This is a genomic window from Shewanella sp. S1-58-MNA-CIBAN-0166, from assembly GCF_040310085.1.
Classification (GTDB): domain Bacteria; phylum Pseudomonadota; class Gammaproteobacteria; order Enterobacterales; family Shewanellaceae; genus Shewanella.
This window is the reverse complement of sequence record NZ_JBEOPN010000001.1, coordinates 61,267-77,022: the sequence shown is the minus strand read 5'-3', so window position 1 is coordinate 77,022 and position 15,756 is coordinate 61,267. Positions and strand designations below refer to the sequence as shown.

Genomic DNA, 15,756 nt, shown 5'->3' with positions numbered 1-15,756 from the left:
TCCCCTTGCCGTTTATCGTTTTATGCCTTTTTTGTCTTTTATCCAAATGATAGAGCCATGGGTTTTCTTCATTTCAAAAAGATCTATAGATGCGAATAAATCACTTAGCTTCTTAAAGCCATAATTACGTTGATCAAACGAGGCATGATTAGAAATATGGGTACCTATAGGCCCTAACATTGCCCACCCGTCATCATCTTCTACTGCTTCAATGGCTTGCCTCAGTAAACTAATAAGCTTTGTATTCTTGTTTAAGCTTTTAGTGGCTGTAGGTAATGGAATCTCTTCACTTTGGTTATCATCAAGAAATAAAAAGCGAGAACAACTATTCACAAATGGCATCGGAGCTTTGCGCTCACCAAACCCGATGATAGTTTTACCATCAGCCAGCATAAATTTAGTGGGGTCAGATCAAACTTTCAGCCTCACTATCCAGATATCCCCATTGTAAGGCCGATAGCACAGAAGTGATGTGGGTGAGTAAATACCACATAATTTTGTCATTCGCGATATTTTCGGCATTCATAAATACTTTAAGTCGGTGAATAGATGACATCGTTACTATTGACGTAGCTACTTTGTTTTTAAGCGAACCAGCGTCCATTTTTGACTAGCCAGTTGAGTTTCTCACTGTTTTCCCCTATATCAAGCTGTGAGAAGAAATTTTAATGATCTGAAATATGACTATTATTGTGTCTGATTGGTGAGTCTGAGAAGAAAAATCAGGTCGCTTTGATGTTACCAAGTAAATGACCGAGCAAATTACGTTGTGATTAATCCCTTAAAAAGTCAGCTTGAACTCGGTTTTTTACAATGACGCTGGATTATTCAGAAGTAGAATTAATCAACTTTAAAATCATCACAAGTAATTATATTTGATTAAAAATCTATCATTTCTGATGATTTAACTTTTCTAGTATTTCAAGTATATTTTATCTATCAATTTCAGCTTATTTTTTAATTGTCAGATAGTTAAAGGCTTAGTTCTCCTGTCTATTTGACATTAGATATGGCTATTATTGACTACCATAATACAAGACAATCTATTGCATCAATTACCATCTAACTCTTTATCTAACGAAATAATCTGCTGATGTACTTGACCACTTAAGCGCCTTAAAAGTTAGCCTTTAAAAGGCTAACAAAGGAACACCAAATAGTTTTTTGAGTTTGTAGGGCTCGTTTAGATGCACTAATGGATTACACATCTTATGAATCAGTGCTAATTAAAACATTTGACATTTACAAGGAGTAACAATGGCTAAGTTAATAATGGCTCAATCTGTAGGGATGGGCGGTGTAAATACACCAAATGATGTGAAAGCCGTGCAGGGAGCACTAAATAATTTATTAAGACTTATACCACCCACAAGAAAACTGGTTGAGGACGGTAGATTGGGTTCTCGTCCAGAGCATTCAAAAACAGTCGCAGCGATTAAGATATTTCAAAGTAAATCTGTTGGCATGGTTCGTCCTGACGGAAAAATCGATGCAAACGGTCGCTCCCATCGTAAGTTTAACGAAAAATTAAGTGCACATTTGGCGGCTTCAGTAGTACCTATTTCAGGTTCACTCAAAGTGATTTTGAAGAAAAATCTAGAGAAATATGAGGGGCGTGTACCGCATATGTATTTAGATTCTGTCGGTCAAGTCACTGTAGGTATTGGGCATATGATGACCGATGTTCAGGCTGCTCAAAAGGTACCTTTTGTTGTTAGTAGTTCGCGTGTCCCCGCAACCGCTCAGCAGATTGAAGATGAGTTTAACCTCATAAAAGCACAATGGGTTAGAGTTCAGGGCGCACAGAAACTACCTAATGCTGCTTATTACAAAAAATTTACTAAGTTGGAACTTCTTAATACAGATATTGATGTAATTAGGGACTCTCATATTGTAAATTTTGAAAAAGAGTTAAAAGGTCTCTATGGATACTCTACGTTCTCGACTTACCCTGACGATGTTAAGCTAGCATTATTTGATATGATTTTTAATCTTGGATTGACAAGGTTGAGTAATAAATTTGTTAATTTTAATATACATATCAAGGCTAGTGATTTCAAAAAAGCGGCATTGGAATCTAATCGACATCAGCTGAGTACAGATCGTAATTTTTATGTGCGTAATTTATTGAGTAATGCAAAATGATATTAAAAGTAATGTTAGTAGTAGGATCTGTAGCTGTATTTGGGATTGGGTGTGTGAGTGCAACGGGAAATATAGCACCATCATTACCATTAAATGCAGGTGAGTTTTTCCTCGAACAAACAAGGGAAACACACAATGCTGATGACTTCAAACTTTTACATAAAGACATATGGGGTTATGAAACAGAGCTGAAACATAATCACCATAAGAAGTTAACGGTTAATACCTGCGCAGATTTAGTTACGAGTATAGATTTAGGGTATGAAGCTTCGCAGTCTGCGGATTATGGGGCCGTTATAATAGATTATAAAATATGTAAGTCATGGCAAGAATTATCCCTGTTTAAGCCGTCGCATCAAAGCTACCTTAGTGTTGTTAATTTGGACAAAAACTTTGCCAAACGTGTTCCGCCGCAATTAGCTTTAATTATCTCGAAGGATGATGAGCGTCGTCTGGTTGTAGCCACAAATTGGGATGAAATGAGTCACATTTTGAAGGTTAAAGCCATCGATGAAACTAGCGCAATTTTTGTTGATAATTCTGGAGGATCGCAAAGGCTTAATATAAGAGCTAAAGGTGACTATAATGGTGACGGTATTGAGGATATGCTTTTGAGCACCAGTAATACCGTCGAAGGTGGGAGCTACCATTCAGTAGATTACTTCATTCTTACGCGTCTATCTTCAGAAGCATCTTTTACCTTGTTAAAGCAATGGTAGTAAAACTAGCCCCATTTGATAGGGGCTTATTTTTAATTCTGCTATTATTTGCGCGTAATCTTATCCAAATATCCCATGGCGAAGGCTGATAACACGAAGGTGATGTGGATGAGCAAATACCACATAATTTGTCGTTATCTATATTGATTTCTATCAATCTTAAGGTCAATTTCACAGACTGTATTGATTACATTTAACCGTCAAATTACTAAACAATCATATAGTGTAACAACCTACACTTATAACTCGTTTGGCGACTTAGATAATTAAAAAGTGTACTTAACTACACTTTTGTTGATCTTGACAGGGGAGATCACAATAAAGTGTAGGTTGCTACACTTTACTGTTGAATACTTAACCATTCATAGCTAAAGTGTAGCAAAGTACACTTTGGACTAACGTTATGGCATCTGCACTCAATCAACAATCTTTGGGCTTACTCATTAAAGAAACCAGAAACAATGCGGCACTGACTCAAGATGTGGCGGCGATGCTGTGTGGCGTGACCAAAAAGACGTTAATTCGTGTCGAGAAAGGCGAAGATGTTTATATCTCGACAGTGTTCAAAATTCTTAATGGCTTGGGGATTAGCATTTTGGCGGCACAACATAGTGATGCAGACTCTAATGGCTGGTACTAATGATGAGTACAGCTGAAAAACTGACTTTGGATATGCATCTTGGCGATCAGATAATTGGTGAGCTGTCATTTGACCCCGCGACCGAGACATTCACTGTTCAATACACCCATGATTGGCAACAAAGGGGGTTTCCCATTTCGCCGATGGTCCCCTTAGATGGAACCGCTAACAGCCATCAAATTGCGATGTTTTTAGTAAACCTATTACCCGAAAATAAAGGCTTAGAATACTTAATTGAATCGCTAGGGGTATCTCGTGGTAATACGTTTGCCCTTATTCGTGGTATCGGCCTTGATACCGCGGGTGCCATCGCTTTTTCGCCAAAAGGAACATTGCTACCAGCAACAGCCTTAAGGGAGATAAGTGCTGATGAAGTGATTAAGCGAATTGAAGATCCGCAGCTATGGCCAATGGAAGTGTGGGATGGAAAACCAAGGCTGTCAGTCGCAGGGGTGCAGTCCAAACTAAACCTATTTTACAACGGCAAAACTTTTGGCTTTGGTGACGGTTCGCTGGCATCCACACATATTTTGAAGTTTGCGCAATACCGTCATTTAGTGATTAACGAGTTTCTTACCATGCGCTTGGCTAAGGCTATTGGTAACGATGTTGCTCATGTCGATATTGTCGAGTTTGGTCAACACAAATCCCTTTGTGTCGAACGCTTTGATCGTCGTTATATGCCTGAGCCTCAAAAAGTCTTGAGACGGCACATGATTGATAGCTGCCAAGCGTTGGGTTTCAGTGTTAACAAAAAATACGAACGTAACTTTGGCACAGGTCGTGATGTGAAAGGTATTCGAGAGGGCGTAAGCTTTGCTCGTTTGTTTAGCCTCGCCAGTCAGTGCACTAATCCTGCAGCGGCTAAACAAAATATGCTGCAGTGGGCTTTATTTAATTTACTCAGCGGTAATGCTGATGCCCATGGCAAAAACTACTCATTTTTCATGACTCCCACAGGTATGGTACCGACCCCCTGGTATGACTTAGTCAATGTGGCAATGTATAAGGATTTCGAGCAGGAGATAGCAATGGCTATCGATGATGAATTCGACCCTAATAAAATTTATGCTTATCAACTGGCTTCATTCGCCGAAGAACTTAGCTTGCCACGAGCCTTGTTAGTGAGCAATTTAACCAAAATGGCAACCAGAATAGAGCAAGCCATAGACGACGTGATTGCCATGCTGCCAACGCTGGATAAAGATGAACATGCCTTTGTGGCTGATTATCGCCAGCAACTCATGACAAGGTGCGAACGCTATCTTGATATGGCTAGCGAAGTTAAGGCCGTTGAATTGTAGAATTTGGCACTGCCACGGATTGATAAATCTTTCTGCAAGGCTTATCTGGTGCCAAGATTGTAAAAATCCTTGCTGGTCTAAAACCTATAAGCTTAGATCCAAACTTCTTATAAAAGAGAAAGCCTCGATTCCTAACCGTATTGAGGCTTTTTGTTTTTCGCGGGATGCTTAATATGTAACGGTTTTTTTCGTTAAGTCTTATTAGGATGCGATGTGAACGATATTGGGCTCAAAGCTTTACTTATTTCACCAATAGTTAGTTAAATTCAGCATTATTTGTAAACACTCTAATTGAGTGAAGCTTAACTTGTTGAATTTTGATAGATTATTTTTGGCGCTGTATTTGCATTGTTATTTCATCTTGATCTATATAGGGAAATACAATGTTATTGGATATTCAATCACTTAGTCATCAATACCAAAGTGGGAAAAAGGCTAAGCCTGCAATCAAATCGCTGTCGCTGCAAGTTGAGCCGGGGATTTTGGGGCTGTTAGGTCCTAATGGTGCGGGTAAATCTAGCTTGATGCGTATTCTCGCAACAATAACAAAACCAACCCATGGGAATATCTTCTGGCAAGGGCAAGATATTATTAAGTCACCTCAAGTATTGAGGAAAGAGCTGGGTTATTTGCCACAATATTTTGGGGTATATGATCAGTTATCCGGCATCGAATTTCTGCACTACATGGCTAGCTTAAAAGGGTTAGATAAATTAATCGCAAATCACACCATCGACGATTTACTTCATAAACTCAACCTAACGCACGCTGCGCATATGCCATTGAAAGGCTATTCTGGCGGCATGAAACAACGAATTGGTATTGCACAGGCTTTACTTAATGATCCCAAATTGCTGATTATTGATGAACCCACCGTTGGCCTTGACCCACAAGAGCGTGCTAATTTTCGCCAGTTATTAACCGAGTTAGCAGGTGAACGGTGCATTATATTCTCTACGCATATCGTGGCCGATGTTGAATCCATTGCAGACCGTATTGCGATTATGCACTCAGGGAGTTTAATTCAATCAGAATCACCACGTGCACTTCAAGATAAGATCGCTAATAAATGCTGGCAACTCACCGCAAATTTCAGTGAACTAAAGCAAATTCAGCATGAGTTTATTGTTAGCCATAGTGTGCGTAAAGACACCATGGTTGAACTCAACATTATTGCTGACAATTGCCCCGATGAAAGAGCCATTTCAAGAACTCCATCCTTAGAAGATGCTTACCTTTATTTTACCAGTAACCGACAAGCTCAAATTGGCTATGCGAGGGCAAGTTAATGAATCAAGTTTGGCAATGCATTGTCGCTGATTTTAAACAACGAACTCGCCAGCAAAGCTTTGTAGTAACACTTCTGGCGATGTCGGTATTAACATTACTTTTTTTCCCATCCCCCGATGCCCATTATCAAACGCTAGTGATTAATGGTTATCGTGGTATCTACAATAGCGCCTGGCTTGGTATATGCCTTGCGATGTTGAACGTGTTGTTTTTGCCTCTTATCTGTTTTTATCTAGTCAAAAATGCTCTTGAATTAGACCGAAAATCAATGACCTGTGAACTCATCGCAGCAACCCCGATTAATAAACTGACTTTTTTATTAGCCAAGTGGTGCACAAGTGTATTTATTCTGGTTTCTATTGTGCTGGTTATGTTGCTGAGTAGTATTGGGATCCAGCTTTATTATGGTGAAAGTTATCAAATCGATCTTTGGGCGTTAGCATGGCCACAATTCGTTTTTGTATTGCCAATGCTATTGGCTATTGCCGCTATCGCGATAATGTTTGAGTCAATTAAGTGGCTTAGAGGCGGGTTAGGCAACGTCGTTTATTTTTTCTTATGGATTGGTTCCATTGTTCAAACCATTGAAAGCGTGTCTGGGATCGGAGCATTAGTCGACCATTTAGATGCAGAAGTCGCAGAGCGCTTTCCGCTACAGCAAGGTAATACTAATATAGGCATAAATATCAGTGATGAAACACGCGAAATAAATACCTTTGTTTGGCAAGGAATAGAGCCGACGATAATGCACCTTTGGGGAGCGCTGCCTTTGCTTCTTATTTGTCTTGGTTGTTTAGTGTTAGCGTTTATCTTTTTTGACCGTTTCAGCGCACACTCACTATCTGAAAACAAACCAGATTTATGGATGAATTTCACATTAAAAACCAAAGTGGCTAGCCTACTGGATAGTTTTTTTGTCACGTTAACTCAGCATTTCGCTTTTACTCGTTTATTAAGATTAGAGCTAAAATTAATACTCAAAGGCCATTCGGTATATTGGTTTATCGGTTTGCTGGTGTTGAATGGTATTCAGTTGTTTATCAGCCAGGATTTACTTCTCAGCATTTTTTTACCCATTTCATGGTTGTGGTGCGTGTTAGTGATTTCTCAGTTAGGCCAATTAGAAAAACAATCGAATACGGTAGAGCTGATGACTTACAGCAAACAATCCCCCATATTACAAAGCTTAGCCAGTTATTCAGCAGCATGGATGTTATTAGGCTTAGCAAGTATGGGAAGTGTGCTGCGCTTTACCGGAGGAGCTGAGTGGTTGTTGCTGGTTCAATTGATTATCGCCATTTCATTTACTGTATCTTTGGCCTATTTTTGTGGCACGTTTACAGGAACAAAACGGATGTTTGAAGTGCTTTATCCGGCACTTTGGTACATGGGGCCCATTCAAGCTGCACTATATGTCGATTTTTTTGGTGTGAATAGCCAAGCAAGTTGGCAGGCGGGTGTACCGTATTTATTTTTTGCTACTGCAATCGGTCTGCTGATGTTAACCGTTAGTGCTAAACGCACCCGCTAGCATATCAACATCAGTTTAATAGCCGGATAGTGGCTAGATAAATGATGGAAAAGTAATTAAGTCCATTCGCAGGAATGAGTGTAAACCTCGAATGTAGATTGTGGTTGTGTCGTCTATTTCAAAAAAGTTATTAAAAATAAGTGGGGAAGAGTTAACTTTCCCCCACTATTTATCTCTGCTATTTACATCAAGTGAGCCTGATATTACTTGCGGGTAATCTTATCCAGATATCCCATGGCGAAGGCCGATAATACAAAGGTGATGTGGATGAGCAAATACCACATGATTTTGTCGTTATCTATATTGATTTCTATCAATCTTCGGGTCAATTTCACAGTCTGTAGTGATTACATTTAATCAGCAAATCACGAAATAATCGTATAGTGTAACAACTTACACTTTAACTCATTTAACAACCTAGACACTGTGAAGGTGTACTATGTTACACTTTTAACTGAAGCAAAAGAGTCAATCACTATAAAGTGTAGCAAAGTACACTTTGGACTAACGTTATGGCATCTGCACTCAATCAACAATCCTTGGGCTTACTCATTAAAGAAACCAGAAACAATGCGGCACTGACTCAAGATGTGGCGGCGATGCTGTGTGGCGTGACCAAAAAGACGTTAATTCGTGTCGAAAAAGGTAATGATGTTTATATCTCGACAGTGTTTAAAATTCTTAATGGTCTGGGGATTAGTATTGATGTTGCGCAGAATCATAACGCTGATCCTAAAGTGTGGTACTAATCGATAGTAAATAAAAAGCCCTGATGCTGTTATGTATCGGGGCTTTTTATTTTGTGATGGATTGTTATTTACGGGTAATTTTATCCAAATATCCAATGACGAATACCGATAAGACTGATATTTATCTCGTATTCATAAGTGTAGGTCGAATTTATTTTTCTTAAATAAGCGTTCAATTTGTTGTTTGGCGTTTTATTTAAGTTTAGTCAGCCAAGCATTTAAAGGATGTTATGTAAACATGCGATTATTGAGTTATATAATGCTCAATACGTAGTGTTATGGCTCATTGCTGAGTATTATACAACTCAATAATAAACCGGCCCGATAGCTTTTGAGTATTATAAGACGTATTAGCTATCAGCGTAGCAATCTTCTAATTATCCAAATTAACGACAAGAACAAACAACTAAATGAGTCTTATAGTACTCAGTAATTGAAGGTGATAACAATTATTGAGTACTATAAGTTACTTTTATTGAGATTTTACATGTTTTTGAGTACAATAGTATTCATTAAGTATAAAAAAGAGTATTCAATGGAAGATATTAATCTTGAAAATTTAAATGAACTAACTGTACAAGCTTTCATTGATAACTCATGGAAGGATATTGCGAAAATTACATTCCCGAATAATGCTGATTACACATTTGACGCTACCGAAGTCGATTATGAACTTGACTATATAATTGCTAATCTTTCTGCGGATGATCACCATGCAGTATCTATAAATCACCCTGTTGAATTTTATTTTGATGACAATGGACAACAAGGTTGGTTGAAGTTCATTGACGACATCATCCCTAGTGGCTCAAGCCGAAAGTACTGGCTGACTCAAATAGATACAGATGGGATGTCAGCCAATCAACAAAAGTTCGTGTTGCTAGCATATGGCACTATTTCTCCCATTGGAAATTTGCGTATCAAAGAATCTATAGAAGCAGTTAATAGAGTTCCTAATCAATACTTTGAAGTTTCAGACGTAGCAAGTAGAGGTGCAGACTTTTTGAGTTACGCACAAACTCGGGGGGCCGCTGCTGGTGGAGCTACTGGAGCAGGTGGAGAAGCCCCAAAACTGCTACTAAGACGTAGCAAAAACGATGTCGTGTGGATAGATACCTATCAAGACAATACAAATATTGATGATATGTATTACCTCGTTAAATTCCCAAGAGGGAATAGAAGGGGAGTTAATGATGCGGTGTTAGTTGCCGAATACCACTATTATCATGAGTTAACCGCTATGGGTTTTAGTACTATACCTGTAGCAGACATGAAACTAGAAAAAGGTGAAAACTATCATTCACTTTGGTTGCCAAGGTTCGATATAGAGACTCAAGTAGATGGGACTACCAAACGTTATGGTATGGAATCTGTGTACTCAATGTTAAAAAAACCGCCAGCTACTATTCAAGATCATGGTGAGACAATACGTGAGTTGGTTGACCTGATCACTCAGAGTAATACAGTCAAAGAGAAGCATCTGCATTTTGATGTTGAGGCATTTATTATTGAATGGGTTCGCCGTGACTTATTAAATATTGCGTTTGGTAATAGCGATAACCACGGACGAAATACTTCATTCTATAAAGATGACAAGGGTATAAGGTTAACCCCCATTTATGACTTTGCGCCTATGAAAGCTGATCCAGATGGTATACCAAGAACAACGAAATGGGCTGCTCCAGATCTTGAACTTGGTGGTAAATTTAATTTTATTGAGATTGCTTACTCCTTAAGTGATTTAATTGATCCAGAACTATTGATCAATGAACTAAGGACAACAGCACATCAACTAGTCGGTTTAAAGCAAAGGCTAATCGATCGTGGTGTTCCTGATCAAATAGTGAATATGCCAACATTTGGGTTTGATTTTCTAGATGAAAAATTGAAACAATGGGAATTATTATGAAAAAGAAAAATTTAACGAATACAGTTAACTTCTTAAAAAAACATAATTCTGATAGCAATATGAAATTTAACAGCGAGGGGGAACGTATACAGACTAGAAGCGACCAAATTATAACGAATCGAGTTGATAACAGCGTTGTCCATATGACTGTTGGAGATGCTGGAAAACCCGTTGTTGTTCAGAGAGGCCCGCACCCTAGATTGGAGGGAGCTCCTAGAGGTAAGTCATTTGCAAGCGACGTAACAACTAGTGATAAAACTCAAACTAGGCAACGTTCGTCTACGAAAACGGCTATTAAGGATGCTAAGTTACGTAGGGCAGTTATTAATAATGTTATAACTAAATTACTATTTTCTAACATTACACAAGGAGATGCCTTAATTCAGTTACGCATACAGGTGCTCGGTTTGAACCAAGAAAAATATGCAAAGTTAGTTAACGTTTCTCGTAAAAAGCTTTCTGATATAGAAAATAATAGAAGCAACCCAAGCGTTGTGGTTTTGAATAAAGTGTTTAAGCCTTTTGGTTTAAACGTAGGTTTGATCCCAATCTCACCCACGGTATTGCAAAATGTTCTAGATGATGGTGACTTTGTTAGGTATTTGCCCGAGTAAGGTAAATATTTGCTCCTAAAATAGGTTGATGATTTTTATTAAGCTTGTTGGATCTCCCAACTGGCTATTTTATGCACTTCGTTTGGGGTTTCATTCTAAATCAGTGAGGCAGAGTAAGGTTTCTGCCCCACGATGTTGTCTATGCTATTTCTAGGACGTAAATCTGCTATTATTTGCGCGTAATCTTATCCAAATATCCCATGGCGAAGGCTGATAACACGAAGGTGATGTGGATGAGCAAATACCACATGATTTTGTCGTTCGCGATATTTTCGGCATTCATAAAGACTTTGAGTAAGTGAATAGACGAAATCGCCACAATAGACGCTGCTACTTTGTTTTTTAGCGAGCCTGCGTCCATCTTGCCAAGCCAGTTGAGTTTTTCACTACCTTCACCCACATCGAGTTGTGAGACGAAGTTTTCGTAACCTGAAAACATCACCATGATGAGTAGACCACCGACTAAAGTGATGTCGATTAACGATAGGGTGATTAGCACCAAATCGACTTCTTTTATCGAGAAAATATTGGGGATAATATGAAAGATCTCTTGAAAGAACTTTATGCCTAAGGCGAATAAGATTAGGCTTAATCCCAAATAAATCGGCGCCATGATCCAGCGTGATGCATACATCAATCTTTCAAACACTTTTTCCATTAAAAATTAATCCTTCAGATAAAATAGGTAGAAATAACTCAAGTCACTCATTCTAAAACAATAACAAAATGAACGTTAACTGCGCCGACATGCACTGGCACACGTGATGATGTGTTGCCTGTACACTTTGCATAATGCACAGTGTATTGCATTATGTTCTTAGTGGTTGATATTTAGTGAGGGCAGAGTAAACGTTATTGCCGTCTAAATCACCTATTGTCTATTCATCCCAGACGTTTTTAATCTAAGCCTCAGGTTTATTGATTATACTGTTTTGCTTGGGTATGTATTTCAACACTTAAAAGAGAGATCTATCATTATGGATAAACCTGCCAACGCGCCTCGTAAAATGCCTTGGGTTGCGATAAGTGTCATCGCATCCATAGTATTGCTGTTTGGGCTGTTGTTAATGCTTATGCCCAAGGGGTTTACGTCTAATCTTGAACAAATTGGTACGGGCAAACCTGCGGTAGTATTTGTCTATGATCCTAACCTTGTTTCAAGTATCACCCAAACAGAGCAGATGAATGAAGCTCGGTCTCATCTTGGGGATAACGTGTACTTTCTGCTTGCTAGAACAGCAACGCCTGAGGGCGATGCGTTTATCGCCAAGCATAACGCACGAGTAACTGAACTATTCCTCTTTGACTCTGCTGGAAGCCTAACTGAAAGACAGCTTGCGGTGATAGATGCGAATGAGCTGATGCGGTGGGTACGCTAGTCATTTATAGGAATCCCTTAGTTTGCGCTTAGGGGTGAACTTTGATGCTTCAATATTTTGAAGTGGTTGTTGTATATTTAAGTCATTGTGAATAGCTGCTTGCTTAGCTAAGTTGATTAAAATTTATAATCCAGATGTTGGATACTAAAAAACCTCGATACTATAAGTTTAGAGGTTTTTTACTTTTTAGCTATTTAAGTGTATTGGTGTTGGCGCGATAATTAATAAGTTTACTTACTTGTGTAGCGCCATTTCTTTGTGCCTGTTGCTTGCAGTAACGTTTTAAGCTACAACTTAATGAATACTCTTTAGTGAGAGGCTACTAATGTACGTTTTTCAGACAATATATCAACATAGCCATTGGGATAAACCGTTACTGCAAAATTCAGCGATTAATTTGGTGCTGGCATTTGGTTCACCTGAGCTAATGTTAGACAATAAGCTTAATGATGAGCTATCAATAGCTTTTCCTAATGCGCAAATAGTGGGTTGTAGCACTAGCGGTGAAATACAAGATGATTGTCTGTTTGACGACAGTATATGCGTTACCGCAATTGATTTTGAGCATACCCAGGTGCAAGTTGTCAGCAATTCGATAAACCAATTTGAGCATTGCGCTGAATTAGCAAAGCAGTTGATAGATCAATTAAGCTTTGATGGGCTAAAGCATGTTTTCGTTATTTCTGATGGTCATGTAGTTAATGGTTCTGAACTGGTTGATGGTTTACAGCAACACTTGCCTAAAGGCGTTATGGCAACGGGAGGCTTAGCCGGTGATGGGGAGCGTTTTAGTCAAACCACGGTATGGCATAATCAGCGAATAGAAAGTGGTCTTATTGTGCTGGTAGGGCTTTATGGTGAAAGATTATCTGTTGGTTTTGGTAGTCTAGGAGGCTGGCGTCCATTTGGGCCTAAACGGGTGATCACCCAGTCGATAGATAATGTGCTTTATGAACTCGATGGGCGGCCAGCTCTTGATTTATATAAAGAGTTTTTAGGTGAGTTTTCTGCTGGTTTGCCTGCTTCTGCTTTACTATATCCGTTAGCGCTACAACTCGATGGCGAGCAAGAAATTGTGGTTCGCACTATATTATCCATTGATGAACTGCAAAAAAGCATGTTGTTTGCAGGTAATATGCCAACAGGCGCGACATGTCAGTTAATGCATTCTAATAATGAAGACTTGCTTGATGGCGCTCAACTTGCCGCAGAGGATGCTGTCTCTTCCTTTGAGGGGATACAGCCTGAACTGGCTATTCTAATCAGTTGTGTCGGTCGTCGACTCGTTTTACGGCAACGGGTTGAAGAAGAGTTAGAAATTATAAAACAAGGCTTATCTGCTCAGTGCGCTATTTCGGGTTTCTACTCGTATGGTGAAATATCGCCTATTAAGTCTATTGGTCGGTGTGGTTTACATAATCAGACCATGGCTGTCACGTTATTTTCTGAGAAATAGTGATATTAACAATGCATAAACTGCTATTGCGTCAGCTTAAACGTAACCAGAAAGATGATGTGTTTATTTCAAAAAATGACCTTTTTTTAAATTCAATATCAGATGCTTATGCTCAAAACGAGCAAAGTGTAAAAATGTTAGAGCGTTCTTTATTTCTTATCTCAAATGAGTTGAACGAGCGTAACCAAACGCTAAATGACCAGTTAGCAAAGATGAAACTGGTTCAAGATAAGCTTGAACATTCCATTGGTTTATTAAATGCGACGGTTAATTCGACCGGTGAGATTTTATTTGTGTATGGATTAAATGGCGAACTATTGTCATTTAACACCATGGGGCAAGAATTTTTTGACGATATAGGCTTTAAACCTGTATCGCATTGGGAAGAGTTTCTTAGCATTATAAAAGATAAACAACATATGTTATCTATTATTGATCGTCTTAAACATGACCCTTTTCAATATTTAACTGGCACTATAGAGTTACTCGATAACCGTTTTTTTGATTACCGGTCTTTACCTCAGATACAAGAGAAGCAAATTTATGGCCGAGTGTGGTGCTTTCGCGATGTGACAGTGCAAAAGCAGTATGAGGCTACTATTGAATATCATGCTTTTCATGATGCACTCACTGGCTTACCTAATCGTGCATTATTATTGGATAGAATTAGCCATTCTATTGCGACGAGTAAAAGAGAAAATAAAAAGTTAGCGGTGTTATTTTTAGACTTAGATGACTTTAAAAAAATCAACGATACAGAAGGCCATGACGCAGGTGACTTGCTGCTAAAAGAAGTGGTTCGACGACTTCAAACACGCTTAAGAGATTTTGATACTTTGTCCCGCCAAGGTGGTGATGAGTTTATTATTGTTTTAGAAAAAATAGAGTCTGAAATGACCATAAAACAGGTTTGCCAAGACTTGTTGGCATTGATTAAACAGCCTTTTACTATTGGTTCTCGTCAATTTATTGTTACCTCAAGTATTGGCATTTCACTATTCCCTAATGATGATGACAATGCCAACGCGCTGATCCGTAAAGCGGATTTAGCTATGTATGAGTCAAAATCACTGGGTAAAAACAGCTTTCATTTTTATAGTCAGGCGCTTGAAAAAGAGGCATTAACTCAACTTGCTGTAGAGCAAGCGCTACGCCAAGTCATTGAAAATAATGGTTTACATTTGGCGTATCAACCTAAAGTTGATTTAAAAACAATGAAAGTGGTTAGTGTTGAGGCGTTATGTCGCTGGACTCAGCAAGATGGCACAGTGATCCCACCCGATATATTTATTCCAATAGCAGAACAAACGGGGCTGATTATTGATATCGGCTGCTTGGTGATTTCTAAAGCCTGCTTACAATTAGCGAAGTGGCGAGATACCGGTATTACTGAGTTGGCTATTTCAATTAATCTAAGCTGTTTAGAATTTCAAAACGAAGCGCTAATAACACATTTAATTGATACATTAACCCATTATAAGTTAGAGGGTAAATATCTTGTTATTGAATTAACTGAATCGATTTTTATGGAAGATAAATTCAGTGTAAAAGAAATTATGTTACGGCTTAATCAATATGGGATTACTTTTGCACTGGATGATTTCGGAAAAGGTTATTCATCATTTAGTTACTTACAATTTTTGCCATTGCATTATCTCAAAATAGATAAAGCATTTTTACAAGATGTTGAGAGTAGCAGCTCATCGGCAGCGATTGCTAAAACTATTATCGACATCGGACATAACCTAGGATTAAAAGTTATCGCTGAAGGGGTGGAAGACCAATTTATGCTTGATTACATTAAGACCTATAAATGTGATTTAGCCCAAGGTTTTTATCTGTATAAGCCCATGCTGCCAGAGGCGATAGAATCCTTATATCTCGGCTGATCTGATTGAGTAAAGGCGGGATTGAGTAAGGCCAGAGCATAAGGTATAGATACTTATTCACTGAAGTGGTTGTTTCACGCTAAACCTTGCTCATTCTGTGGTGAGTCGTTAGTGCTTATTGATTAGTTATT

At 38.6% G+C, this 15,756-nt stretch carries 14 protein-coding genes and 3 pseudogenes; 12 read left to right on the top strand and 5 right to left on the bottom strand.

The genetic code is table 11. The annotated features are described in order from the left end of the window. Nucleotides 1–12: 12 nt before the first annotated feature. Together AAEY99_RS00335 and AAEY99_RS00330 are read right to left on the bottom strand one after the other, a co-directional pair. Nucleotides 13–393: an OST-HTH/LOTUS domain-containing protein gene (locus tag AAEY99_RS00335; RefSeq protein WP_502959482.1), complete on the bottom strand. Its 381-nt coding sequence runs from the start codon at nucleotides 391–393 to the stop codon at nucleotides 13–15. Between the two features lie 13 nt (nucleotides 394–406). After that, a pseudogene (locus tag AAEY99_RS00330) lies at nucleotides 407–665 on the bottom strand (YqhA family protein); the annotation flags it as partial. Between the two features lie 592 nt (nucleotides 666–1,257). On the opposite strand from AAEY99_RS00330, the gene AAEY99_RS00325 reads away from it, so the two are divergent. Both AAEY99_RS00325 and AAEY99_RS00320 read left to right on the top strand, forming a co-directional pair. Next, complete coding sequence (locus tag AAEY99_RS00325; RefSeq protein WP_351008463.1) at nucleotides 1,258–2,145, top strand: hypothetical protein; 888 nt, start codon at nucleotides 1,258–1,260, stop codon at nucleotides 2,143–2,145. Further along, nucleotides 2,142–2,864 (top strand): hypothetical protein, encoded by a 723-nt coding sequence (locus AAEY99_RS00320; RefSeq protein WP_351008462.1) that lies wholly within the window; start codon nucleotides 2,142–2,144, stop codon nucleotides 2,862–2,864. The genes AAEY99_RS00325 and AAEY99_RS00320 overlap by 4 nt, the downstream gene beginning before the upstream one ends. 44 nt (nucleotides 2,865–2,908) lie before the next feature. Here the strand turns inward: AAEY99_RS00320 and AAEY99_RS21805 are convergent. Then, nucleotides 2,909–2,995 (bottom strand): annotated as a pseudogene (locus AAEY99_RS21805) (TIGR00645 family protein); the annotation flags it as partial. 272 nt (nucleotides 2,996–3,267) lie between these two features. Here AAEY99_RS21805 and AAEY99_RS00315 point away from each other — a divergent pair. The 4 genes from AAEY99_RS00315 to AAEY99_RS00300 all read left to right on the top strand — a co-directional run bounded on the left by AAEY99_RS00315 (nucleotide 3,268) and on the right by AAEY99_RS00300 (nucleotide 7,629). Next, a complete protein-coding gene (locus tag AAEY99_RS00315; RefSeq protein WP_192114094.1) occupies nucleotides 3,268–3,504 on the top strand; it encodes a helix-turn-helix transcriptional regulator in 237 nt (78 codons plus the stop codon). Between the two features lie 2 nt (nucleotides 3,505–3,506). Continuing rightward, entirely contained in the window at nucleotides 3,507–4,808 is a 1,302-nt protein-coding gene (locus AAEY99_RS00310; RefSeq protein WP_351008709.1) for a HipA domain-containing protein, read from the top strand. A gap of 383 nt (nucleotides 4,809–5,191) precedes the next feature. Next, nucleotides 5,192–6,097 carry an ATP-binding cassette domain-containing protein gene (locus AAEY99_RS00305; RefSeq protein ID WP_192114095.1) on the top strand — a complete coding sequence of 302 codons (906 nt, stop codon included), beginning with the start codon at nucleotides 5,192–5,194 and terminating at the stop codon, nucleotides 6,095–6,097. After that, complete coding sequence (locus tag AAEY99_RS00300; protein ID WP_351008460.1) at nucleotides 6,097–7,629, top strand: hypothetical protein; 1,533 nt, start codon at nucleotides 6,097–6,099, stop codon at nucleotides 7,627–7,629. Before AAEY99_RS00305 ends, AAEY99_RS00300 begins: the two co-directional genes overlap by 1 nt. A gap of 203 nt (nucleotides 7,630–7,832) precedes the next feature. Here the strand turns inward: AAEY99_RS00300 and AAEY99_RS21800 are convergent. Further along, nucleotides 7,833–7,934 (bottom strand): annotated as a pseudogene (locus tag AAEY99_RS21800) (TIGR00645 family protein); the annotation flags it as partial. Nucleotides 7,935–8,141: 207 nt separating this feature from the next. On the opposite strand from AAEY99_RS21800, the gene AAEY99_RS00295 reads away from it, so the two are divergent. The 3 genes from AAEY99_RS00295 to AAEY99_RS00285 all read left to right on the top strand — a co-directional run bounded on the left by AAEY99_RS00295 (nucleotide 8,142) and on the right by AAEY99_RS00285 (nucleotide 10,901). Then, on the top strand, nucleotides 8,142–8,378 hold the full coding sequence (locus AAEY99_RS00295) for a helix-turn-helix domain-containing protein (RefSeq protein ID WP_162024003.1): 237 nt from the start codon (nucleotides 8,142–8,144) through the stop codon (nucleotides 8,376–8,378). Nucleotides 8,379–8,913: 535 nt separating this feature from the next. Next, nucleotides 8,914–10,287 (top strand): type II toxin-antitoxin system HipA family toxin, encoded by a 1,374-nt coding sequence (locus AAEY99_RS00290; RefSeq protein WP_351008458.1) that lies wholly within the window; start codon nucleotides 8,914–8,916, stop codon nucleotides 10,285–10,287. Further along, on the top strand, nucleotides 10,284–10,901 hold the full coding sequence (locus tag AAEY99_RS00285; protein WP_162024001.1) for a helix-turn-helix transcriptional regulator: 618 nt from the start codon (nucleotides 10,284–10,286) through the stop codon (nucleotides 10,899–10,901). The genes AAEY99_RS00290 and AAEY99_RS00285 overlap by 4 nt, the downstream gene beginning before the upstream one ends. Before the next feature lie 169 nt (nucleotides 10,902–11,070). Here AAEY99_RS00285 and AAEY99_RS00280 read toward each other — a convergent pair whose 3' ends face one another. Continuing rightward, nucleotides 11,071–11,559 (bottom strand): TIGR00645 family protein, encoded by a 489-nt coding sequence (locus AAEY99_RS00280; protein ID WP_162024000.1) that lies wholly within the window; start codon nucleotides 11,557–11,559, stop codon nucleotides 11,071–11,073. A gap of 319 nt (nucleotides 11,560–11,878) precedes the next feature. On the opposite strand from AAEY99_RS00280, the gene AAEY99_RS00275 reads away from it, so the two are divergent. The 3 genes from AAEY99_RS00275 to AAEY99_RS00265 all read left to right on the top strand — a co-directional run bounded on the left by AAEY99_RS00275 (nucleotide 11,879) and on the right by AAEY99_RS00265 (nucleotide 15,625). After that, a complete protein-coding gene (locus tag AAEY99_RS00275; protein WP_351008457.1) occupies nucleotides 11,879–12,280 on the top strand; it encodes a hypothetical protein in 402 nt (133 codons plus the stop codon). A 325-nt stretch (nucleotides 12,281–12,605) separates the two neighbouring features. After that, entirely contained in the window at nucleotides 12,606–13,736 is a 1,131-nt protein-coding gene (locus AAEY99_RS00270; RefSeq protein WP_101085020.1) for an FIST signal transduction protein, read from the top strand. Between the two features lie 11 nt (nucleotides 13,737–13,747). Beyond that, entirely contained in the window at nucleotides 13,748–15,625 is a 1,878-nt protein-coding gene (locus AAEY99_RS00265; protein WP_351008454.1) for a sensor domain-containing protein, read from the top strand. The last annotated feature ends 131 nt before the right edge of the window (nucleotides 15,626–15,756 follow it).

Bases quoted from the DNA above. Each gene is read 5' to 3' on its own strand.
- AAEY99_RS00270 (WP_101085020.1), top strand. From the start codon at position 12,606: ATGTACGTTTTTCAGACAATATATCAACATAGCCATTGGGATAAACCG.
- AAEY99_RS00285 (WP_162024001.1), top strand. From the start codon at position 10,284: ATGAAAAAGAAAAATTTAACGAATACAGTTAACTTCTTAAAAAAACAT.
- AAEY99_RS00295 (WP_162024003.1), top strand. From the start codon at position 8,142: ATGGCATCTGCACTCAATCAACAATCCTTGGGCTTACTCATTAAAGAA.
- AAEY99_RS00325 (WP_351008463.1), top strand. From the start codon at position 1,258: ATGGCTAAGTTAATAATGGCTCAATCTGTAGGGATGGGCGGTGTAAAT.
- AAEY99_RS00335 (WP_502959482.1), bottom strand. From the start codon at position 393: ATGCTGGCTGATGGTAAAACTATCATCGGGTTTGGTGAGCGCAAAGCT.
- AAEY99_RS00265 (WP_351008454.1), top strand. From the start codon at position 13,748: ATGCATAAACTGCTATTGCGTCAGCTTAAACGTAACCAGAAAGATGAT.
- AAEY99_RS00320 (WP_351008462.1), top strand. From the start codon at position 2,142: ATGATATTAAAAGTAATGTTAGTAGTAGGATCTGTAGCTGTATTTGGG.
- AAEY99_RS00315 (WP_192114094.1), top strand. From the start codon at position 3,268: ATGGCATCTGCACTCAATCAACAATCTTTGGGCTTACTCATTAAAGAA.
- AAEY99_RS00305 (WP_192114095.1), top strand. From the start codon at position 5,192: ATGTTATTGGATATTCAATCACTTAGTCATCAATACCAAAGTGGGAAA.
- AAEY99_RS00300 (WP_351008460.1), top strand. From the start codon at position 6,097: ATGAATCAAGTTTGGCAATGCATTGTCGCTGATTTTAAACAACGAACT.
- AAEY99_RS00280 (WP_162024000.1), bottom strand. From the start codon at position 11,559: ATGGAAAAAGTGTTTGAAAGATTGATGTATGCATCACGCTGGATCATG.
- AAEY99_RS00290 (WP_351008458.1), top strand. From the start codon at position 8,914: ATGGAAGATATTAATCTTGAAAATTTAAATGAACTAACTGTACAAGCT.
- AAEY99_RS00310 (WP_351008709.1), top strand. From the start codon at position 3,507: ATGAGTACAGCTGAAAAACTGACTTTGGATATGCATCTTGGCGATCAG.
- AAEY99_RS00275 (WP_351008457.1), top strand. From the start codon at position 11,879: ATGGATAAACCTGCCAACGCGCCTCGTAAAATGCCTTGGGTTGCGATA.